This window comes from Salinicola lusitanus (genome assembly GCF_038648475.1).
GTDB classification, from domain to species: domain Bacteria; phylum Pseudomonadota; class Gammaproteobacteria; order Pseudomonadales; family Halomonadaceae; genus Salinicola; species Salinicola lusitanus.
On record NZ_CP151919.1, the window covers coordinates 3,539,186 to 3,556,745 of the forward strand.

25 protein-coding genes, 1 tRNA gene and 1 riboswitch are annotated in these 17,560 nt (G+C 63.7%); of the genes, 11 read left to right on the forward strand and 15 right to left on the reverse strand.

Annotated elements, in window-relative coordinates:
• Window positions 1-47: 47 nt before the first annotated feature.
• The gene (gene sohB / locus AAGT95_RS15885) at window positions 48-1,088 is read left to right on the forward strand and encodes a protease SohB (protein WP_342594434.1); all 1,041 of its coding nucleotides are present in this window, start codon (window positions 48-50) and stop codon (window positions 1,086-1,088) included.
• 10 nt (window positions 1,089-1,098) lie between these two features.
• Here sohB and AAGT95_RS15890 read toward each other — a convergent pair whose 3' ends face one another.
• On the reverse strand, window positions 1,099-1,401 hold the full coding sequence (locus AAGT95_RS15890; protein WP_110599903.1) for an ArsR/SmtB family transcription factor: 303 nt from the start codon (window positions 1,399-1,401) through the stop codon (window positions 1,099-1,101).
• 272 nt (window positions 1,402-1,673) lie between these two features.
• Between AAGT95_RS15890 and AAGT95_RS15895 the strand changes: the two genes are divergently transcribed.
• Together AAGT95_RS15895 and AAGT95_RS15900 are read left to right on the forward strand one after the other, a co-directional pair.
• On the forward strand, window positions 1,674-2,354 hold the full coding sequence (locus AAGT95_RS15895) for a 7-cyano-7-deazaguanine/7-aminomethyl-7-deazaguanine transporter (RefSeq protein WP_342594435.1): 681 nt from the start codon (window positions 1,674-1,676) through the stop codon (window positions 2,352-2,354).
• Between the two features lie 70 nt (window positions 2,355-2,424).
• Window positions 2,425-3,216 (forward strand): alpha/beta fold hydrolase, encoded by a 792-nt coding sequence (locus AAGT95_RS15900; protein ID WP_342594436.1) that lies wholly within the window; start codon window positions 2,425-2,427, stop codon window positions 3,214-3,216.
• Between the two features lie 27 nt (window positions 3,217-3,243).
• On the opposite strand, the gene AAGT95_RS15905 is transcribed toward AAGT95_RS15900, so the two are convergent.
• The 4 genes from AAGT95_RS15905 to AAGT95_RS15920 all read right to left on the reverse strand — a co-directional run bounded on the left by AAGT95_RS15905 (window position 3,244) and on the right by AAGT95_RS15920 (window position 6,762).
• The gene (locus tag AAGT95_RS15905; RefSeq protein ID WP_342594437.1) at window positions 3,244-4,143 is read right to left on the reverse strand and encodes a hypothetical protein; all 900 of its coding nucleotides are present in this window, start codon (window positions 4,141-4,143) and stop codon (window positions 3,244-3,246) included.
• Window positions 4,144-4,167: 24 nt separating this feature from the next.
• Window positions 4,168-5,178, reverse strand: coding sequence for an ABC transporter substrate-binding protein (locus tag AAGT95_RS15910; RefSeq protein WP_342594438.1), 1,011 nt, complete (start codon window positions 5,176-5,178; stop codon window positions 4,168-4,170).
• Window positions 5,179-5,249: 71 nt separating this feature from the next.
• Window positions 5,250-6,026, reverse strand: a complete 777-nt coding sequence (locus tag AAGT95_RS15915; RefSeq protein WP_342594439.1) for an ABC transporter permease — start codon at window positions 6,024-6,026, stop codon at window positions 5,250-5,252.
• Window positions 6,019-6,762: an ABC transporter ATP-binding protein gene (locus AAGT95_RS15920; RefSeq protein ID WP_110599891.1), complete on the reverse strand. Its 744-nt coding sequence runs from the start codon at window positions 6,760-6,762 to the stop codon at window positions 6,019-6,021. Before AAGT95_RS15920 ends, AAGT95_RS15915 begins: the two co-directional genes overlap by 8 nt.
• Window positions 6,763-6,793: 31 nt before the next feature.
• Window positions 6,794-6,895, reverse strand: a riboswitch (TPP riboswitch).
• Between the two features lie 147 nt (window positions 6,896-7,042).
• On the opposite strand from AAGT95_RS15920, the gene AAGT95_RS15925 reads away from it, so the two are divergent.
• The gene (locus tag AAGT95_RS15925; protein WP_342594440.1) at window positions 7,043-7,831 is read left to right on the forward strand and encodes a hypothetical protein; all 789 of its coding nucleotides are present in this window, start codon (window positions 7,043-7,045) and stop codon (window positions 7,829-7,831) included.
• An 82-nt stretch (window positions 7,832-7,913) separates the two neighbouring features.
• The gene (locus AAGT95_RS15930; protein WP_110599887.1) at window positions 7,914-9,623 is read left to right on the forward strand and encodes a potassium/proton antiporter; all 1,710 of its coding nucleotides are present in this window, start codon (window positions 7,914-7,916) and stop codon (window positions 9,621-9,623) included.
• A gap of 15 nt (window positions 9,624-9,638) precedes the next feature.
• Here AAGT95_RS15930 and AAGT95_RS15935 read toward each other — a convergent pair whose 3' ends face one another.
• From AAGT95_RS15935 to AAGT95_RS15960, 6 genes are all read right to left on the reverse strand, one after another.
• Window positions 9,639-9,854: a hypothetical protein gene (locus tag AAGT95_RS15935; RefSeq protein WP_157958391.1), complete on the reverse strand. Its 216-nt coding sequence runs from the start codon at window positions 9,852-9,854 to the stop codon at window positions 9,639-9,641.
• A gap of 94 nt (window positions 9,855-9,948) precedes the next feature.
• Window positions 9,949-10,251, reverse strand: coding sequence for a hypothetical protein (locus AAGT95_RS15940; protein ID WP_157958390.1), 303 nt, complete (start codon window positions 10,249-10,251; stop codon window positions 9,949-9,951).
• Window positions 10,252-10,358: 107 nt separating this feature from the next.
• A complete protein-coding gene (locus tag AAGT95_RS15945) occupies window positions 10,359-10,601 on the reverse strand; it encodes a DUF1654 domain-containing protein (RefSeq protein ID WP_342594441.1) in 243 nt (80 codons plus the stop codon).
• Window positions 10,602-10,704: 103 nt separating this feature from the next.
• Window positions 10,705-11,046 carry a hypothetical protein gene (locus tag AAGT95_RS15950; protein ID WP_342594442.1) on the reverse strand — a complete coding sequence of 114 codons (342 nt, stop codon included), beginning with the start codon at window positions 11,044-11,046 and terminating at the stop codon, window positions 10,705-10,707.
• A 116-nt stretch (window positions 11,047-11,162) separates the two neighbouring features.
• A complete protein-coding gene (locus AAGT95_RS15955) occupies window positions 11,163-11,492 on the reverse strand; it encodes an STN domain-containing protein (protein ID WP_342594443.1) in 330 nt (109 codons plus the stop codon).
• A gap of 254 nt (window positions 11,493-11,746) precedes the next feature.
• Window positions 11,747-11,837 (reverse strand) — tRNA-Ser (locus tag AAGT95_RS15960).
• 165 nt (window positions 11,838-12,002) lie between these two features.
• On the opposite strand from AAGT95_RS15960, the gene AAGT95_RS15965 reads away from it, so the two are divergent.
• The 6 genes from AAGT95_RS15965 (at window position 12,003) to AAGT95_RS15990 (ending at window position 14,793) form a co-directional block, all read left to right on the forward strand.
• On the forward strand, window positions 12,003-12,674 hold the full coding sequence (locus AAGT95_RS15965; RefSeq protein WP_110599747.1) for a Bax inhibitor-1/YccA family protein: 672 nt from the start codon (window positions 12,003-12,005) through the stop codon (window positions 12,672-12,674).
• Window positions 12,675-12,788: 114 nt separating this feature from the next.
• Window positions 12,789-13,184 (forward strand): sulfurtransferase complex subunit TusD, encoded by a 396-nt coding sequence (gene tusD / locus AAGT95_RS15970; protein ID WP_110599745.1) that lies wholly within the window; start codon window positions 12,789-12,791, stop codon window positions 13,182-13,184.
• Window positions 13,181-13,567: a sulfurtransferase complex subunit TusC gene (tusC, locus tag AAGT95_RS15975; protein WP_110599743.1), complete on the forward strand. Its 387-nt coding sequence runs from the start codon at window positions 13,181-13,183 to the stop codon at window positions 13,565-13,567. Before tusD ends, tusC begins: the two co-directional genes overlap by 4 nt.
• Before the next feature lie 16 nt (window positions 13,568-13,583).
• On the forward strand, window positions 13,584-13,874 hold the full coding sequence (gene tusB / locus AAGT95_RS15980; RefSeq protein WP_342594444.1) for a sulfurtransferase complex subunit TusB: 291 nt from the start codon (window positions 13,584-13,586) through the stop codon (window positions 13,872-13,874).
• On the forward strand, window positions 13,874-14,224 hold the full coding sequence (locus AAGT95_RS15985; RefSeq protein ID WP_110599739.1) for a TusE/DsrC/DsvC family sulfur relay protein: 351 nt from the start codon (window positions 13,874-13,876) through the stop codon (window positions 14,222-14,224). Before tusB ends, AAGT95_RS15985 begins: the two co-directional genes overlap by 1 nt.
• A 20-nt stretch (window positions 14,225-14,244) precedes the next feature.
• Entirely contained in the window at window positions 14,245-14,793 is a 549-nt protein-coding gene (locus AAGT95_RS15990; RefSeq protein ID WP_110708996.1) for an ACP phosphodiesterase, read from the forward strand.
• 7 nt (window positions 14,794-14,800) lie between these two features.
• On the opposite strand, the gene glp is transcribed toward AAGT95_RS15990, so the two are convergent.
• From glp to AAGT95_RS16010, 4 genes are all read right to left on the reverse strand, one after another.
• Window positions 14,801-16,003 (reverse strand): gephyrin-like molybdotransferase Glp, encoded by a 1,203-nt coding sequence (gene glp, locus AAGT95_RS15995; RefSeq protein WP_342594445.1) that lies wholly within the window; start codon window positions 16,001-16,003, stop codon window positions 14,801-14,803.
• Window positions 15,996-16,526, reverse strand: coding sequence for a molybdenum cofactor biosynthesis protein B (gene moaB / locus AAGT95_RS16000; RefSeq protein WP_342594446.1), 531 nt, complete (start codon window positions 16,524-16,526; stop codon window positions 15,996-15,998). The genes glp and moaB overlap by 8 nt, the downstream gene beginning before the upstream one ends.
• Window positions 16,523-16,858 (reverse strand): DUF1244 domain-containing protein, encoded by a 336-nt coding sequence (locus AAGT95_RS16005; RefSeq protein ID WP_110599730.1) that lies wholly within the window; start codon window positions 16,856-16,858, stop codon window positions 16,523-16,525. Before AAGT95_RS16005 ends, moaB begins: the two co-directional genes overlap by 4 nt.
• Before the next feature lie 62 nt (window positions 16,859-16,920).
• Entirely contained in the window at window positions 16,921-17,553 is a 633-nt protein-coding gene (locus AAGT95_RS16010; protein ID WP_342594447.1) for an XRE family transcriptional regulator, read from the reverse strand.
• Window positions 17,554-17,560 lie beyond the last annotated feature (7 nt).

The following is a 17,560-nucleotide window of genomic DNA, read 5'->3' on the forward strand; positions in this document are numbered from 1 at the left end:
TGGCGAGTTGCTCAAACCGAAGAAGTTTCCGAACCAAGGAGTGTGACGTGATCGAATGGCTGGCCGAATACGGCCTCTTTCTGGCGAAGACGGTAACGCTGGTCGTCGCCATCGGGATCATTCTGGCGCTGATGGCTCAGGGGCGGCGTCGAGGTCGGGGCGACAATGAAGCCAAGTTGACGGTCACGGAGCTCGATGAGCGGTTTCAGCGCCGATCTCGACAATTGCGCCTGGCCGCCGAGCCCAAAGCGCGTCGCCGACAGCTGGCCAAGCGGCTGCGTAAAGCTGCCAAGCAGGCAGACAAGCAGGGGACCTCGCAGGACCCGGAGCGTGTGTGGGTCCTCGATTTCGATGGCGACCTCAAGGCCTCGGGCACACCGGCGCTGGCCGAGCTGGTATCCCTGCTGCTGGAGGAGCTTCGCGATGGAGACGAGATCGTGTTGCGCCTGCAGTCCGGCGGCGGGCTGGTGCACAGCTACGGGTTGGCCGCGGCGCAGCTGGATCGCCTGCGTGATGCGGGCGCACGGCTGACGGTGTGCGTCGACAAGGTTGCCGCCAGCGGCGGTTACATGATGGCCTGCTGCGCCAACCATCTCATCGCGGCACCTTTTGCCGTGATCGGTTCGATCGGCGTCGTGGCGCAGATACCCAACGTTCACCGGCTGCTGAAACGGCACGACGTGGATGTCGAGCTCCTGACGGCGGGGCGCTACAAGCGGACCCTGACCGTGCTGGGCGAAAACAGCGAGGAAGGCCGGACCAAGTTCATCGAGGACCTCGAGTCCACCCACGACCTGTTCAAGCGTTACGTGGCCGCCCGTCGCCCCGCGCTGGATATCGAGCGAGTCGCGACCGGGGAGATCTGGTATGGGAGTGAAGCCCTGGAAGCGGGACTGGTCGATGCGGTGGGCACCAGCGATGCCTATCTATTGGGGCGGCAGGCAGATCGAGCGCGAATACTGAAAGTGTCGCTGGCATCTCGCCCCGGCCTGCTGGGAAGGCTGGGCAAGGGGGTGGAAGGCGGTATGGAAAATTGCATCGATCGCGTGCTGCAGCGGGTCGATGACCTGCGCTGGGAACGTCGCTAGCTATCGCCAGCTACGCGATATCCAGTTCACCGAGTGTCCGAATCAGACGCTCGGCCACATTGCCGCGCAGCGAGTAATAGATCACCTGAGAGCTGCGGCGCGTCGTCACCAGGCGTTCCTGGCGTAGCACGGCAAGATGCTGGGAGAGCGCCGACTGGCTGAGCGTCATCTCCTGATTGATCTGTGTAACGGAGCGCTCTCCCTGCATCAGAAGACAGAGTATGCGTAGCCGGCTCTCGTTGGCGACGGCCTTTAGCGTGGCGGTCGCTGGGCCAATCTGGTGGTCTCCCAGTGGGGCAGCCATTGTCGTCATAGTCAAAATTCCCAAGCACGCTGGGCGGATCGCCGCCGCTGAACCTCATGTTCAGGGTTTCTGATATTAGCCTAATGTAACTTAAAGTTACAATGATTTTTGATGTGTCTCTTGATAGCAGGGCTGGTGCTCGTGCGCCGGGATCCCTATAATTCGCGCCCGCTTCTGATCGTCTGAATCGCTCCTTTATCACCCAGAGGGTTCCCTAACCCCTCGGCCTGGCGCCGGTAGATCGCCTTCCGCAGCGCCACGGCAGACGAAAAAGGTTTCTCATGCTTGCACTCGACAACCGTCAACTTCGATTCGCCTTGCTCTGCCTGGTGAGCTTCCACGTGCTGGTGATCACAGCCAGCAACTATCTGGTTCAACTCCCTTTCACCCTGTGGGGCTTGCATACCACCTGGGGCGCTTTCAGCTTTCCGTTCATCTTCCTGGCAACCGATCTGACGGTGCGGCTGTTCGGCAAGCCAGCGGCAAGAAGAATCGTCGCCGGGGTCATGGTGCCTGCGCTGCTGGTCTCCTACGCGGTATCCGTGCTGTTCCAGCAGGGGCGCTTCCAGGGCTTCGAAGCACTGATGGCATGGAATCTCTTCGTCGGACGCATCGCGCTGGCGAGCTTCATGGCCTACGTCCTGGGTCAGCTGCTCGATATCCATGTTTTCGATCGGCTGCGCAGGCTTCGCGCCTGGTGGGTCGCGCCGACCTTGTCCACGATCGCCGGCAACCTGGCGGACACCTTCGCCTTCTTCGCCATCGCCTTCTGGCAGGGCCCGGACCCCTTCATGCGTCAGCACTGGGTGGAAATCGCCTGGTTCGATTATGCGGTGAAACTATCGATCAGCCTGATCTTCTTCCTGCCACTCTACGGCGCACTGCTGGCCTATCTTGGCCGTCGCCTGCTGACGCGGGGCGATCAGGTCAATCTGCCGGGCATGTCGCGCGGGCGGGGATAACCGGCTGTCTTTGTTATTCTAGGGAGGGAAGCGGTGGCCGTTCCGGCTGCCGAATCGGATCTCGGGAGGGATGACGTTGCAACTTCACTGTATCGATACCGGCGCACCGGGCGGAGAGAGCCCGGCGTTACCGCTGGTCGTGCTGCATGGCCTGTTCGGTAGCGCGGACAACTGGCGCTCCCATATCAAGCAGTGGCAGGACGATCGTCGCGTGGTTGCGGTTGACCTGCGCAATCATGGACGCTCGCCCCACGTCGAGGGAATGCGGTATGCGGCGATGTCGGCCGACGTCATCGCGCTGCTGGACGATCTCGGCATCGAACAGTTCGACCTGCTGGGCCACTCGATGGGCGGTAAGGTCGCCATGACGCTGGCCCGGTCGAACCCGGCGCGGGTGGCGCATTTGATCGTCGCCGATATTGCGCCTGTCGCCTACGATCACGGCCACGATGACGTCTTCGCCGCGATGCGACGGGTCGAGGCGGGCAGGCCGACCTCGCGGCGCGATGCCATGGCGCTGATGCAGGAAGAGATCGACGATGCCGCCACCTGTCAGTTCCTGGCGACCAATCTGCTTCGCGGCGACGATGGCGTCATGCACTGGCGCGTCGGCCTCGACGAAATCGGTGCCGGGTACGAGGACATCATCGCGCCCCCAGACGGCGACCGGCCTTTCGAGGGCCCGGCGCTGTTGATTCGCGGCGGGGCCTCGCCCTACGTGCAGGATCGTCATCGCGATACGGTCGAGGCGGTGATGCCCAACGTCGAGTGGCAGACACTGGAAGGCGCGGGGCACTGGCTTCACGCCGAACAGCCCGACGCGTTTCGGGACGCCATCAATCGGTTCATCGCCAACTCGTGACGGCGTGGCTTCTCGGCCGCGTCGGCATCACGCCAAGTCGATCTCGCCATCGATCGGGATCGGCTCGATCCTGCCATCGGGCGCCGACAGGAAGCGGTTGAGAATGCGGTAGGTGTCGATGTCGAAGCCGCGAGCGTCGGGGAGGGCCTGCAGGTTTTCGAGCCGCCCGACGCTGCCCTGATAGTGCCAGTGATCGACGACATGCAGCCCGACGTCGCCATCGGTGCCACTCTCCCGGAAGGCGACGCGACCGGGCCACGGCCAGTTCTCGATACGCAGCCGTTCCATCGCGTCGCGTGCTCTCCGGGTGTGGGCCTCCCGAGGTTCCGCGCCGCAGCATGCGCCCAGACAGCGGCCGATCTGATAGCTAAAACAGCGACCCGCTCCTTTCTCCAGCCCCAGCACCTGGAGGCAGAGCGACTCCTGGTTGGCAATATCCCGCAACGTCATCTGGGCGTCGCGACGATTACGAAACAGGCCATGGAACCGGGAGCGAGCCGTGACCACCCACTGGCCATCGGTCAGCGTCGGCTGCGCTTCGCCCTGGGGCCAGTTCCAGCTCACCATGCGTGTCCGCTTGCGAAGTTGCCGGTTATAGAGCGGTATCCAGCGCTTGATCAGGTCCGCTTCCAGGAGTTGGGCCCCGAGGTCGCCGCTGGTGCGTAGCCAGGCGACACGCTGAGCCTGCGCTACCATCTGGGCGTGTCTTCTGGATACCGGCTGCTGGACATGGCTACGGACGCGGCTGCGGATGTCGACGCTCTTGCCGACGTAGAGCGGCAGTTCATTGTTGCCGAAGAAGACGTAGACGCCCGGGCGCGCGGGTAACGCGCCCAGGTCCTGAAGGGTCGTGCTGGGCAGGGTGCGGCTCGGATCCTGCCGCGGATCGTAGAGTAGCGGCTCATAAGCTGATGATCTTGAAGTCATATCAACATTCTAGCCGATTTTTCGCTACGGCGCGTTGAGATCCACCGCCAGGCGAGACACAGGGCTCTGCGCCTTGATCTGGGCCCGCTCCAGCAGGAACGCCTCGAAATCGCGATAGCGCTTGGCGTCCAGCGCAGCAGGGCGCAGCGCGAAACGGGGCAGGGTGGCCTTCCAGGCAGCGGCATTCAAGGGGGTGTCCAGCGCCGGATCGTAGCCGATGAAGCTCTGCCAGGCCTGATCCGGATGATTGATGATCCAGGATGTCGCCTCGCCAATGGCCTCCATGAACCGCCGGTCCGCATCGCGGTGCTGGTCGAGGGTTTCACGGTTGGCCACGAAGATCAGTTCGTCGTAGTCGGGGACACCCTGCTCCTCGATATAGAACGCCTTGCTCTCGACACCCTCCTGTTTCATCTGGGCCGGTTCGAAGTTGCGGAATGCCCCGGTCACGGCATCGACCTTTTCGCTGATCAGCGCCGGCGTCAGCGAAAAATTGACGTTGACCATCTCGACGTCATCCAGGCTCAGGCCGTTGTGCTCCAGCATGGCCGCGAGCAGCACCTCCTCGACGCCACCGACCGAGTATCCGATCTTTTTTCCCTTGAGCTGGGAGATGTCGTCGATACCGCTGTCCGCACGCACCAGCAACGCGTTCAGCGGCGTCGCGATCAAGGTGCCGACACGGACGACGGGGAGCCCTTGGTCGACCTGGAGATGGAGCTGGGGCTGATAGCTGACGGCGAGATCGATCCGCCCGGCGGCGACCAGCTTGGGTGGAACGCTGGGGTCGGCCGGGGCCTGAATGTCCACATCCAGGCCGCGCTTCTCGAATAACCCGCGCTGCTGGGCGATGATGATCGGCGCATGGACGGGATTGACGTACCAGTCGAGCATCACGCTCAGCGGAATCATCTGTGGTGGTGCAAGATCGTCGCCGGTCTCCTGCGCCAGTGCGGGCAGGGCGGAGGCCAGGGCGATCAGGGCCAGGCCCGTCGCCAGACTGCGGCGCCATAGATGGGAAAACGTCTTTGTCATTGCCTGTTCCTTTTTATCCATTGCTGTTTCTTCAGCCGTTTCGGCGCGTGGCGGTCGGCGGCGTTCACGTCTCACTGGTCGGGGGTCGTGCGATCCCGCTGCCAGGGCATCGCCACCCTCAAGGCCGCATCGACGCCGAAATAGAGCAGTACGGCGAAGGTGACGAGTACCACCAGCGCCGCGAACATCAGGTCGATCTGCAGCCGCGCGTTGGCGTTGAGCATCAGGTAGCCCAGCCCCTGGCTGGCGCCTACCCACTCGCCGATCACCGCGCCGATCGGCGCCGCGCTTGCCGCCATGCGCAGGCCGGAAGCGAGTGCCGGCAGGGCGGCCGGCAACTGGACCTTCATCAGCTGTTGCCGCCGGCTCAGGCCGAAGGTGCGGGCCAGGTCGAGCCAGCCCTGGGGCGTCTGGCGCAGGCCGTCGTAGCCGGTGGAGGCGACCGGGAAATAGATGATCACCATCGCCATCAGTATCTTCGGGCCCAGGCCGTAACCCAGCCACAGCATCAGAATAGGGGCCAGCGCGAACAGCGGAATGGCCTGACTGATCAACAGCAGCGGTAGCAGCGTTCGACGAAGGGCACGGAACCGGGCCAGTGCCAGTGCCGTCGTCAGACCCAGCAGGATGCCGCCGATCAGCCCTGCCACGATCTCGATGGCGGTGATGGCGGCATGATGAGCCAGCAGCCCGCGGTGTTCGAACAGCGCATTGGCGACAGCCGCCGGCGAGGGCAGGATGTAGCGTGGTACCCCGGTCAGGGTCAGTACCAGTTGCCAGATTGCCGCGAGCGTGGCGAGTGCCAGCAGCGGACGTCCCAACCGTCTCCAGAGCGCTCGATCAGGCATGCGCCTCCTCCCGCAGTTCGGCCACCAGTTGGGCCTGGCGCTGCGGCAGTTCGCTGTTGTCGAGCGGGCGGGGGCGGGGGCCTTCCGGAACCGGCATCGATACCAGTCGAGCGGGTTCTCCCTGCAGGATCAGGATTCGGTCGGCTAGGCGGAGCGCTTCGAGCGGGTCGTGCGTCACCATGATCACGGTGCGCCCGTCCAGAAGTCTGCTGGCAAGGTCATGGAGCTCCAGTCGGGTGATGGCGTCGACGGCGGAGAACGGCTCGTCCATCAGCACCACGCTGGCATCCTCGAACAGGGTTCGGGCGAGGGCGACTCGCTGGCGCTGGCCGCCGGAGAGTTCATCAGGCCAATGGCTGGCCTTGTCGACCAATCCGACCTGGGCCAGCAGTCGCTCGGCGCGCTGCCGATCCCGAGCGGTGGGGCGGCCGCGCCAGTGGGCGCTGAGCATGACGTTGCCGATCACCCGGTGCCAGGGAACGAGAAGATCCTGCTGAGCCATCCAGGCTAGCCGGCCCCTCAGCGGGGCACCATCGCTGGTATCGAGAACGAGATGGTGGTTGTCTGGCAGTCTCAGGCTGGCGATCATTCGCAGCAGCGAGCTCTTGCCGCTGCCGCTGCGGCCCAGCAGGCAGGTCCAACTGCCAGCGTCGAATCGTGCCTGGAGGGCTTGAAACAGCGGGCGGTCGCCGAAAGTCAGCGAGGCATCGCGGACGATGAGTCCGGGCGGTGGCATGACAGCTCCCTGTGGGCGCGGGCGGAGTCATGCGAGAACTGCTGGCATTTCCTCCGCCGGTATTAGCCGGTTCAGGTTCCAGGGTTGTGCATGGCACTCTCAGCCCGTTGACCGGGCACCCCTATCCAGTGCAGTGGATTGTACGCCGACCAGCCCCGCCTGCCCACCGGCGCGGGGCTCACCGACAAGAGGATGACGTTCATTGCGGACCGACGATGCCCCGCTCCAGGCGGATTCCGAGCTGACTCGCCGAGTCTCTCAGTTGACCGGAAGGTCGCTGATGCCCCTGCCGTTGCGCTGGCAGGATAGCGCCAACTGGCTCTGGCGGAGCGAAGAGGCGTCACCGCAGTTGCTCAAGCTGGCCAGGAGAGCGCCGGCGAGCGATGGCTTCTGGTGGGGGATCCAGCAACTCTTCGGTTTCGATCGCTGGAGAACGCCCGAGGCATTGGCCCGGCTCCCATCGACGCTGCCGTCCCGCCTGCCGCTGTCGCCATTGCCGATGACCTTCATCGGTCGGCTGGGCAACGCGCCGCTCTGGAGCCTGCCCTGGTGTTCCGCCACGCCGCCGCCGATGAATGAGGCGTTGGCCGCACGGCTCGGGGCGCAACTGGCACGACTGCACCGGCAAGCGCTGCCCGGCTTCGGGCATCCCGCGAGCGACGTCTTCCCGCTGTCGAGCTGGCCCCGGCGGGCCCGGCAATTCGTGGAAACGCACCCCAATCGCGGCTGGCTGGCCGAACTGCCGTCGTGGCCCTTGCCGTCGAAAGCCGTCTGGTCGCTGCCGGATCTGCGCAGCGACCAGTTTCTCGCCGGCGTGCAGGAGTGGCGCTGGAGCGACTGGGAGGCGCTGGTCTGGGCGCCACTGGAGTGGGATCTCTGCCTGCTCGAGCTGGTGCTGGAGAGTCGCGCCCAGCGCGATGCGTTCGTGGCGGCCTACCGGCGTCATCACGCCATACCGGATCTTTCTGGCTATCGTCCCGGCATGCGTTCCCTGGCGCTGCTGCTGGCACTCCATGGCGAGCGGGCAACGACCCGAACCCTCCATCATCCATGCTGGCTAAAAGATTAAATTTGCAGTCCTTTTTCGCCACGCAACGGCGTCCGTGCATGGCATACTAAGGTATCTACAATTGATAACCGATGGTTGATGCTTGGATTCGATCAATAGCCTGTTTCTTGTCTGCGGGGCACTGATAGCCCTGAGTATTCTGGCCAGTCGCGTGTCATCGCGGATTGGCGTGCCTCTGCTCGTGCTGTTCCTGGGCCTTGGCATGCTCGCCGGCGAAGAGGGCGTGCTGGGGCTCAAGTTCGACGACTACTCCCAGGCTTTCCTGATCGGCCACCTGGCGTTGGCGATGATCTTGCTCGATGGCGGGCTTCGGACGCGGTTGCGAACCTTCCGCGTGGGCCTGAAGCCGGCGTTGTCGCTGGCGACCGTCGGTGTGTTTCTGACCAGTGGCATCATGGGACTGCTGGCCATGTGGCTGCTCGACCTGTCGCTCACGGAGGGCCTTCTGGTCGGTGCGATCGTCGGCTCCACCGACGCCGCGGCGGTGTTCTCGATGCTCAAGGGGCAGGGCGTCAACCTCAACGAGCGAGTGGGCGCGACGCTCGAGATCGAATCCGGTACCAACGACCCGATGGCGATCTTTCTGACCATCACGCTCGCCGAGCTGCTGACGGGCGCGGTGGGGGGCATCGGGGAGACGTTGATGCGGTTCGCCCTGCAGTTCGGGCTGGGGCTTGCCGTCGGCCTGGGGGGCGGCTGGATTTCCGCCAAACTGCTGCGCTGGCTGGATCTGGCTCCCGGGCTCTACTCGCTGCTGGCACTGGCGCTGGGGTTCTTCATCTTCGGGGCGACCAGTGCCGCGGGCGGCAGCGGCTTCCTGGCCATCTACCTCACCGGCCTGATGATCGGCAACCAGCCGGGACGCCACCTCAACCATATTCTTCCCGTGCACGATGGACTGGCGTGGTTGAGCCAGATAGGGCTGTTCCTGGTGCTCGGCATGCTGGTCACGCCATCGGAAATGATCGATTACGCAGTGCCGAGCGCGATCCTGGGCATCGCCCTGATCGTGCTGGCGCGTCCGGTCGCCGTCGTCGTCTCGCTGGTTCCGTTCTTCAGCTTTCGCTGGCGAGAGGTCTGCTTCATCTCCTGGGTCGGGTTGCGGGGTGCGGTCCCCATCGTGCTGGCCATCTTCCCCATGATAAGCGGTGTCGAGAACGCGACGCTCTATTTCAACGTGGCGTTCTTCGTGGTCTTGATCTCCCTGTTGCTGCAAGGCTCCACCCTGGCTCGGGTCGCTCGCTGGATGCGTGTGGTACTACCGGAGACCACGACGCCCGATCGTCGGGGTCAGTTGGGCGTGCTCCCGGAGAACGACTACGAGATGTTCGTCTACAAGGTAGAGAACGAATCGCTGGATGACGTGCCGATCCGCCTGCTGCGTCTGCCCTCGGGGACCCTGATCTCGGCGATCTTCCGCCAGCATGCCATGTTGCACCCCAAGGGCAGCACTCGTTTGCGGTTGGGAGACGTCATCTGCCTGATCGGGCGCACCGGTGACCTGCCGTCTCTCAACCGCCTGTTCAATGGGGAGGCGAAGCTCAAGCGCGAGCGTGCCTTCTTCGGTACATTTACCCTGGACGGCGAAGCGCTCATGCAGGAAGTCGCCAGCGCCTACGGTTTGACCCTGAGTCCGGGGGAGCAGGAGATGACGCTGGGAGAGTTCGTGGCGCTGCGTGTCGGCGGTCATCCCGTCGTCGGGGATGACGTCGACTGGCACGGTTTTCACTGGGTGGTCAGTGAGATGGAGGGTAATCGTGTGACGCGGGTGGGGTTGCGCCTCTACCACTGAGACCGACGGCCGGCGTCACTCGACGTCGGCATCATCGGTGGGATTGTCCAGCCGTTTGCCGGTTTCGCGGGAGGTCATACTGTTCATGCTGTCGGCTCGCTTTTTCGCCTCCGCGGCTTCCGCGAAATGGCCCAGGCTGCCTCCCGTATCACCATCATAGACCTCGTAGCATACCTGCTCGGGCTTGCCGGGCTTGTGCGTCTTTCTTATCTCGACGAATGGCTCTGCCATGATCGAATCCTCCTGAAGATGCATCGGCTATCGGGTTGGCTGTGGTGCCGACGTGGTACGGCAAGTGGATGGGGCTTGTTCGTCGCGAAAAAGGTCAGTCCGGGTCCAGGTCCCACTGCAGACCGAACTGAAGGCCATTGATCGCTTCATCAATGAAGCCCGCATTCTGATTGTCGCGGCCATCATCGGCCTGCTCCAGTGACGCCTGCGTCTGTGGGTCCGGCCATCCCAGACGCGCCATGCACAACTGATACTCCGGCTCACCGGCGATCTGATGCGTCTGACGTTCGCAGGTGTTGCTGTCTCGCAGAAAGTTCGTCGCCGTCAGTCGTGGCGTCGCCGACACACAGCCAGCCAAGACGAGGGGGACGACGAAGGAGATTAACGCTCGGTGCATTGTCGACATCACTGAAAGCTAGATGCAGAGTAGCACTGTTTGCGAACTCATCCGCCCCCCTGATGAAAATTTCGCCGAGCGCCTCGATCAAGACTGTCCGCCTTGGTTCATGAAGCCAGTCCAGTCGTGGGGAGGCGCCAGCTCAGCAGAATATCGTGATGGGTGATATGAATGACCCGAACCTGATCACTATCGTCGAACTGTTCGACGAGACGCTCCCATTCGTGGATGGGTTCGTGTGTGCCACGGCTGATCGCGACCTGGTGGAAGTGGTTGGCTTGCGCTCGCGAAATCAACTGCTCGATACGCCGCACGAGCCGTCTCTCGGGCGTCGGGAAGGGGATGATCATCGATCGCTCCGCAATAACTGTTCATGCATACAGTATCCGCGACAGAGGGCGTCAACACAACCGCTATCGGGCCGCAAGAAGAATCCCGTGAGCGCCTCCAGGTCTATTGCGGATGACTCTCCATGTACGACCGAATCGCAGCCATGGTGGTCTGCATGTCGTCGCAGAATGATTGGGAGGGCTGGAATTCCGCGCCACTCGCCAGCTGCTTCATCTCGTTGTCGTGGTTGGAGACCTGGCCGCTCTCGCGCAACCCTCTGGCCATGCTCGTCAGCGCCTGTTGCGTCTGCTGCGGGTTATCGCTGTTCGATATATAGGCGTCGATCTCCCGGGTCTGCTCGCTGACATGCTTCATCAAGCTATCCGACGAACACTCCAGCGGTGCGGCCATCGCATGCAGTGGCATGGCGGCCATGACCAGTAGTCCCGCAAAGGCGAATTTCACAGTTTGGTCCAAGGCGATATTCCTCATCAGATGATCTGTCTCCTCCGCTGATCCAGCTGGCTCGCGGTCTCCACGCGTTCCCGAGATGGGGGCGGGCGAGGGGGCGCTCCCAGAAACTAGGGCATTATCACGACATGGATAGTGTTCGGTTCGCTGTCGGTGATTTCCAGATTGGTACCTCGGATAGCCGTTTCAAGCGCCTCGCGGATGGACATCGTCCCGTGAATGCCATTGACCCGAATGCCAGCCGTCCTGGTCAAGTCGGTCTTCACGAAACAGCCGGTAGCATGCGCCAGCTGCTGTACTGTCTCGTCAACTCGCTGCGCAGGCGTCTCGTAGGGTGCCACCTTGTCACAGGCGTCCGTCGAGGCGATCGATGCGTCCCGGTTCTGGCTCGAACATCCGGCCAGGGCGGCGAGCGCAAGCGCAGCCAACACGGGTTTCATCCACTCCCTCCCTGCCGATGCGACCCTGTGAGTCACGAGAGTAGCGGCTTACGATCGAGGTGAATAGGCGCCGGTGCCTCTGCCTCGGCTCGGAGAGGGCGGGCTGATCCTGCGCCGTTATACGGTATGAGGTTCAAGCGGGGAGCGCGCACGTGATCCGGCCTTTCCAAGATGACGGGTCTGGAGCGGTTTGACGGGCTCAGAAACGAAAAAGCCCCGCAGCGATGAGGCTGTCGGGGCTTTCGAATGTAAGGTGGCGGAGGGACAGGGATTCGAACCCTGGGTAGGCTATTAACCTACGCCGGTTTTCAAGACCGGTGCATTCAACCGCTCTGCCATCCCTCCGGCTTACGGCGGGGAATACTACCAGCTTATTGGAGCGCGTCAATAGGTTCTTTAGCTTTCAAGGAGTTATTTCGCTTTGCGGCGAGCGTATAACGCTTGTCAGGGGAACTTTGCAAGGGCATTCTGGTCTACGGGTGAGTTTCAACAGAACTGAGGGGACGACAAATGGATTATCGAACGTCGCACGACATCACCGATCGCCGATCGAGTGCGGTCAGCACCAACAAGGTGTTGCGCAACACCTACATGTTGCTGGCCATGACACTGCTATTCTCCGCCGTGACCGCCGGCGTCGCCATGGCGATGGGCGTCACGCAGCTCAACATCTTCGTGTTCTTCATCGGTGCCTATGGCCTGATGTTCCTGGTCCACAAGACCGCCAACTCCGGTGCCGGCATCGCGGCGATCTTCGCCTTCACCGGTTTCATGGGTTTCACGCTGGGGCCGATCATCGACCTCTATCTGTCGATTCCCAATGGCGCGCAGCTGGTGATGACGGCGCTGGGCATGACCGCGGCCACCTTCCTGGGGCTGTCGGCCGTGGCGCTGATCACGCGCAAGGACTTCAGCTTCCTGGGTAACTTCATGATGGCGGGCGCCATCGTGCTGGTACTGGCCATGGTCGCTGCGCTGATCTTCAACATCCCGGGCCTGGCGCTGGCAGTCTCCGCCGGTTTCGTGCTGTTCTCGTCCGCGGCGATTCTGTACCAGACCAGCGAGATCGTGAATCGCGCCGGGGAGACCAACTATATCCTGGCAACCGTCACGCTCTACGTCTCGATCTACAATCTGTTCATCAGTCTGCTGTCGATCCTGGGTGTCATGTCTCGCGACTGATCTCCTTGGCGTGGTATCGACGCAAACGAGGCCCCACTACGGTGGGGCCTCGCCGTTTGATACCATGAGCATGCCAGACTTCTCCCGGCAGCTTGCACGGAATCATCGGTCGTCATGCTCAATTACGCATTACTGCTACATGCCGCGCCTTACAGTCATCAGGCGGCGTTGTCGGCGTTACGCTTCGCCGATACCGTCGTGGCGAACGGTCACCGAATGAAAACGGTCTTTTTCTATCACGATGGCGTCCATAACGCTTCGGCCCTGATGGCGCCGCCGCAGGACGAGGTCCACCTGGCCGATGGCTGGAAACGGCTTCACCGCGAACATGGCACGGAACTGCTGGTCTGCGTGGCAGCCGGATTGCGCCGCGGGCTGCTGGACGTCGGCGAAGCCAGCCGCCATGGTGCGATGTCGCATAGCCTCGAAGCGCCCTTCGAGTTGACGGGGGTCGGCCAACTGGTCGATGCCATGCTGACCAGTGATCGAATGATCACCTTCGCGCCATGATCGACGTTTCTGGCTCCCGCCCCGTGCCGCAGGATCTGCTGGTGGTGCTGCGCCACCCACCCCACGGCACCCAATGGCTGCGCGAAGGTCTGGATGTGGCGCTGGTTGCGGCGGCGTTCGGCCAGCGCGTCGGTCTGCTGTTCCAGGGAGATGGCATCTACGCGCTGTTGAAGGGGCAACAGGCCGGCGCCCTGGGCCAGAAGGGCACCCATCCGCAGCTCGCCATGCTGGAGATGTACGACATCGATACGCTGTGGGTCAGCGCCAGGGGGCTGCGCGAGCGCGGTCTCTCGACGGACGATCTGATGTTGCCGGTGGTACCCTTGGAAGCCAGCGCCATGGTGGAACTCCTTCAGTGCCACCCCCATACCCTGATTTTCTAGGCTCGGAACGACGCTCATGATGCTGCATCTGCTCAACCGCTCCCCTCGATCGACCGCCACCTACCAGGATTTGAGCGAGGCTTTCGGCTCTGACGACCACCTGCTGCTGATCGAGGATGCCTGCTACGCGGCGCAGCCTTCGGCCGGCGCTGCGCTCGAACCCTTTGGCGGGCGGGTATCCGTGCTCCAGGAGGATCTGGTCGCCCGAGGGCTGGCCGAGCGGGTCGATCCTTCCGTCGAAATCGTCGACATGAACGGCTTCCTGGCGCTGACGGAGACCCACGAACGCTGCGTGAGCTGGTTCTGATGGCGACCAGGACGGCAAGAACCTTGATGGTGGAGGGGCATCCCGTCGCTCTCGATCCCGAGGGCTACCTGGTCTCGCTCGACGACTGGTCGGAACGCGTCGCCGAAGCGTTGGCCGCGGACGAGGGACGCGAGCTGACGCCCGCCCATTGGGAGATCATCGGAGTGCTGCGTGATTTCTACCAGCGCTTCGAGGCGGCGCCAGCCATGCGCCCGCTGGTCAAGGCGGTGAAACAGGCCCTGGGTGAAGAGAAGGGCAACTCGATCTATCTGATGCGGCTGTTCCCCGACAGCCCGGCCAAGGTCGGTGCCCGCCTGGCCGGGCTGCCCAAGCCGACCAACTGCCTCTAGGATCACCAACGATTCCCGCCATGAACTTTCTTGCCCACGCCTGGCTCTCACGTCAAGGCAGCGACGACTTCCTCTATGGCAACCTGGTTGCCGACGGGATCAAGGGCGCGCATCTGGCGTCATGGCCGCCGGCCGTGGCCGCGGGCATCCGTCACCATCGCCAGGTGGATGCCGCCATCGATCGTCATGCGGAGGTACTGCACCTGCTGCGAATGGCGCCGCAGGCCCAGCGGCGTTTTGCCGGAATTGCGCTGGATCTGGTCTGGGACCACTTCCTGGCCAGCCGTCACCCTGACGCCAGGCTGGTGGAGCGCTGCTATCGGGTGCTCGGAGCGCGGCCGGCGCCCTCGCGGCTCGAGGGCCTGGTGCCGGCGATGATCGATGGCAACTGGCTGCAGCGCTACGCCGACTTCGACTTCACCTGCCGTGCCATCGCCGGTATCGGCCAGCGGCTGCGCGGTCCCAATCAACTCGCCGCGTTGACGCCCTGGCTGCGCGACGAATACGCCAGTCTCGAGGCCGCTTTCGTCGCGCTCTGGCCCGACATGCAGCAGCGCTTCCGCGAGTAACCCGGCCCTAGCCCTGCAGCCACAGACAGTCGACCCGGTCACCGGGACGAATATGGCTGTCGGCCGGGATGACGGCAAAGGCATTCGTCTCGGCGCAGGAGGTCAGGACCGCCGAGCTCTGTTCGGGGTAGGGCGTGGCAAGGATGCGCTCACCGTGAAACTCGAGATTGGCGCGCATGTAGTGACGTCGACCCTGGGTACGGGTCTCGAACTGGGCCTCGGCGCTGATCACCGGAAGCGACTCCCGATCGGCGCAGCCCTGGAGCCTGCCCAGCAGCGGCCGCAGGTAGAGCCAGGCGCCGACATAGCTCGATACCGGGTTGCCCGGCAGCCCCACCAGGCGCGTGGAACCGATTGTCCCCAGCGCCAGCGGCTTGCCCGGTCGCATCGCCAGTCGCCACAGGGAGAGCGTTCCGAGCCGTTCCAGCGCCGGCTTGACGTGATCTTCCTCGCCGACGCTGACACCGCCCGTGGTCACGATGACATCGGCAACGGCCGCGGCTTCCTCCAGGCGTGCCAGGGTGGTGCCGAAATCGTCGGCAACCCTGACCTGGCTGACCAGCTCGCCACCGAAGCGTCGGATCAGCGCGGCCAGCATCGGGCCGTTGCTGTTGTAGATCTGTCCGCTGGACAGGGGCTGGCCGGGCTCGACGATCTCGTCGCCAGTGAGCAGCAGTGCCACTCTCGGCCGCCTGACCACATCGACCGTCGTGTAGCCCTGGCCAGCGAGCAGCCCCAGCGCGGCCGCGCCCAGGCGCGTGCCGGCGCCGAGCAGCGGCTGCCCCATGGTCACGTCCAGCCCACGACGTCTCACGTTCTGTCCAGCCTGGGTCACCGGAACGATCGCGGTATCCCCGACCCGTTCGACATTTTCCTGGATTGCCACGCAGTCGGCCCCGGCCGGTATCTCGCTGCCGGTGAAGATCCGCGCGCAGGTGCCGGGCGCCAGCGGCTGCGCTGGCTGGCCGGCGGGAATGCGTTGGGAGATCGGCAGTTGCCTGCCACTGTCCGCGCTGGCCAGCGCGAATCCATCCATGGCACTGTTGTCTGCCGGCGGTACATCGATGGCGGCCCGCACATCGTCCACCAGCACGCGGCCGTCGGCGTCCGGACAGGCGATGCGTTCGCCCTCGAGCCGCGAGACGCCATCGAGCAGCGCTTCCAGGGCACGTTCGACGCTCTGGAGTTCAGCCTGATTTCTCTCAGCCATGATCCTGTGTGCCTCGTCCCGGGATCACCAGATTGGCGAAGTTGCAGGGTCGGTGGCGGCTATCCAACTGCTCCTGGAGAATCCGATCCCAGCCGGTGCGGCAGGCACCGGTCGACCCCGGCAGGCAGAAGATCACGGTCGCGTTGGATATCCCGCCCAGGCAGCGGCTCTGCACGGTCGAGCTGCCGATCTCCTCGAACGAAAGCTGCCGGAACAGCTCACCGAACCCTTCGATGCGCTTGTCGAGCAGCGGGGCGATGGCCTCGGGCGTGGAGTCCCGGCCGGTGAACCCGGTGCCGCCGGTCGTCAGTACGACCTGCACGCCATCATCGGCGATCCAGCCCGCGACCACGGCCCGAATCCGATAGACGTCGTCAGGTACGATGCGTTTCTCGGCGAGGCGATGGCCTGCCGCTTCGAGGCGGTCGACGAGGGTCTGCCCGGAGCGATCGCTGGCCTCGTCCCGGGTGTCCGAGATCGTCAGTACCGCGATCGACAGCGGAATCATGGCCGAGTCGCTCATGCTTCCTCCCGACTGCCGTCGGCGCCGGCCTTGCGTGCCTGACGCGCCTCCAGCGCGGCGAGCTGCTCGTCGGTCGCCGGTGCCTGATGGTGCGCCTTCCACTCGGCGTAGGGCATGCCGTAGACGTACTCGCGTGCCGTTTCATAATCCAGCTCGGCGCCCCGCGTCTCGGCCGCACTGACCAGCCACTTTGAGAGACAGTTGCGGCAGAAATCCGCCAGGATCATCAGGTCGATGTTCTGGACGTCCTTGTTCGCGTCCAGATGGCGAAGCAGCCGACGAAAGGCGGCCGCTTCCAGTTCGGTGCGGGTCTGCTCATCGAGGTGGTGCATAGCAGGAGCTCCTGTCGTGGAGGATGAGTGGCAGTCAGGGTCGAACGTTCGTGCCGTCTCGGTCAGTCGGTATCGCCGGGCGTGCAGACCGAGAGCACCACGGCATCGTTCGGACTGGTGGAGACCAGGGCGTGGCCCATGTCGCTGTCGAAATAGAGTGAATCGCCGGCCGCCATCGCCAAGGGTTCGTAGAGTTCCGAATAGATCAGAATCTCCCCTTCGAGAATCATCAGAAACTCTTCGCCGTCGTGGCGGACCCACTCCTGGAACTCCTCGAAGTGACGCGCTCGCACGATGGTCTTGAACGGGATCATGCGCTTCTGCGCCAACTGGCATGAGAGCAGCTCGTGCTCATAAGTGGGAGTGGGGTGGCGCTTGCCGTCGCCACGCGGGGTGAGATCGCGTCGGCCGCTGGACTGGCGCCTGGGTTTGGTCGGCTTGAGCAGTTGGGGGAGATCGATGCCCAAGCCGGTAATCAGCTTCTGGACCGCGGTGAACGTCGGCGAGATCTGATCGTTCTCGATCTTGGACAGCGTCGATCGGGCCAGGCCGGTACGCGTGCTGACGTCGCCCAATGTCCACTGGTTCGAGAGCCGTATCTCCTTGAGCCGTTCGCCCAGACGCAGGGGCTCGACGAAGGCTTTGCGACCGGCGGCGATTCGCAGTGCGGCATCCTGATCGTTACTGGCGGCCATGAAACTC

Excerpts from the sequence above, each read along its gene's own strand:
- AAGT95_RS15890 (WP_110599903.1), bottom strand. The coding sequence starts at position 1,401 with ATGACGACAATGGCTGCCCCACTGGGAGACCACCAGATTGGCCCAGCG.
- AAGT95_RS15900 (WP_342594436.1), top strand. The coding sequence starts at position 2,425 with ATGACGTTGCAACTTCACTGTATCGATACCGGCGCACCGGGCGGAGAG.
- AAGT95_RS16010 (WP_342594447.1), bottom strand. The coding sequence starts at position 17,553 with ATGGCCGCCAGTAACGATCAGGATGCCGCACTGCGAATCGCCGCCGGT.
- tusB (WP_342594444.1), top strand. The coding sequence starts at position 13,584 with ATGATGCTGCATCTGCTCAACCGCTCCCCTCGATCGACCGCCACCTAC.
- tusD (WP_110599745.1), top strand. The coding sequence starts at position 12,789 with ATGCTCAATTACGCATTACTGCTACATGCCGCGCCTTACAGTCATCAG.
- AAGT95_RS15985 (WP_110599739.1), top strand. The coding sequence starts at position 13,874 with ATGGCGACCAGGACGGCAAGAACCTTGATGGTGGAGGGGCATCCCGTC.
- AAGT95_RS16005 (WP_110599730.1), bottom strand. The coding sequence starts at position 16,858 with ATGCACCACCTCGATGAGCAGACCCGCACCGAACTGGAAGCGGCCGCC.
- AAGT95_RS15910 (WP_342594438.1), bottom strand. The coding sequence starts at position 5,178 with ATGACAAAGACGTTTTCCCATCTATGGCGCCGCAGTCTGGCGACGGGC.
- AAGT95_RS15935 (WP_157958391.1), bottom strand. The coding sequence starts at position 9,854 with ATGGCAGAGCCATTCGTCGAGATAAGAAAGACGCACAAGCCCGGCAAG.
- AAGT95_RS15915 (WP_342594439.1), bottom strand. The coding sequence starts at position 6,026 with ATGCCTGATCGAGCGCTCTGGAGACGGTTGGGACGTCCGCTGCTGGCA.
- AAGT95_RS15955 (WP_342594443.1), bottom strand. The coding sequence starts at position 11,492 with ATGAAACCCGTGTTGGCTGCGCTTGCGCTCGCCGCCCTGGCCGGATGT.
- tusC (WP_110599743.1), top strand. The coding sequence starts at position 13,181 with ATGATCGACGTTTCTGGCTCCCGCCCCGTGCCGCAGGATCTGCTGGTG.
- AAGT95_RS15905 (WP_342594437.1), bottom strand. The coding sequence starts at position 4,143 with ATGACTTCAAGATCATCAGCTTATGAGCCGCTACTCTACGATCCGCGG.
- AAGT95_RS15965 (WP_110599747.1), top strand. The coding sequence starts at position 12,003 with ATGGATTATCGAACGTCGCACGACATCACCGATCGCCGATCGAGTGCG.
- AAGT95_RS15925 (WP_342594440.1), top strand. The coding sequence starts at position 7,043 with ATGCCCCTGCCGTTGCGCTGGCAGGATAGCGCCAACTGGCTCTGGCGG.
- moaB (WP_342594446.1), bottom strand. The coding sequence starts at position 16,526 with ATGAGCGACTCGGCCATGATTCCGCTGTCGATCGCGGTACTGACGATC.
- AAGT95_RS15940 (WP_157958390.1), bottom strand. The coding sequence starts at position 10,251 with ATGCACCGAGCGTTAATCTCCTTCGTCGTCCCCCTCGTCTTGGCTGGC.
- glp (WP_342594445.1), bottom strand. The coding sequence starts at position 16,003 with ATGGCTGAGAGAAATCAGGCTGAACTCCAGAGCGTCGAACGTGCCCTG.
- AAGT95_RS15920 (WP_110599891.1), bottom strand. The coding sequence starts at position 6,762 with ATGCCACCGCCCGGACTCATCGTCCGCGATGCCTCGCTGACTTTCGGC.
- AAGT95_RS15945 (WP_342594441.1), bottom strand. The coding sequence starts at position 10,601 with ATGATCATCCCCTTCCCGACGCCCGAGAGACGGCTCGTGCGGCGTATC.
- AAGT95_RS15990 (WP_110708996.1), top strand. The coding sequence starts at position 14,245 with ATGAACTTTCTTGCCCACGCCTGGCTCTCACGTCAAGGCAGCGACGAC.
- AAGT95_RS15895 (WP_342594435.1), top strand. The coding sequence starts at position 1,674 with ATGCTTGCACTCGACAACCGTCAACTTCGATTCGCCTTGCTCTGCCTG.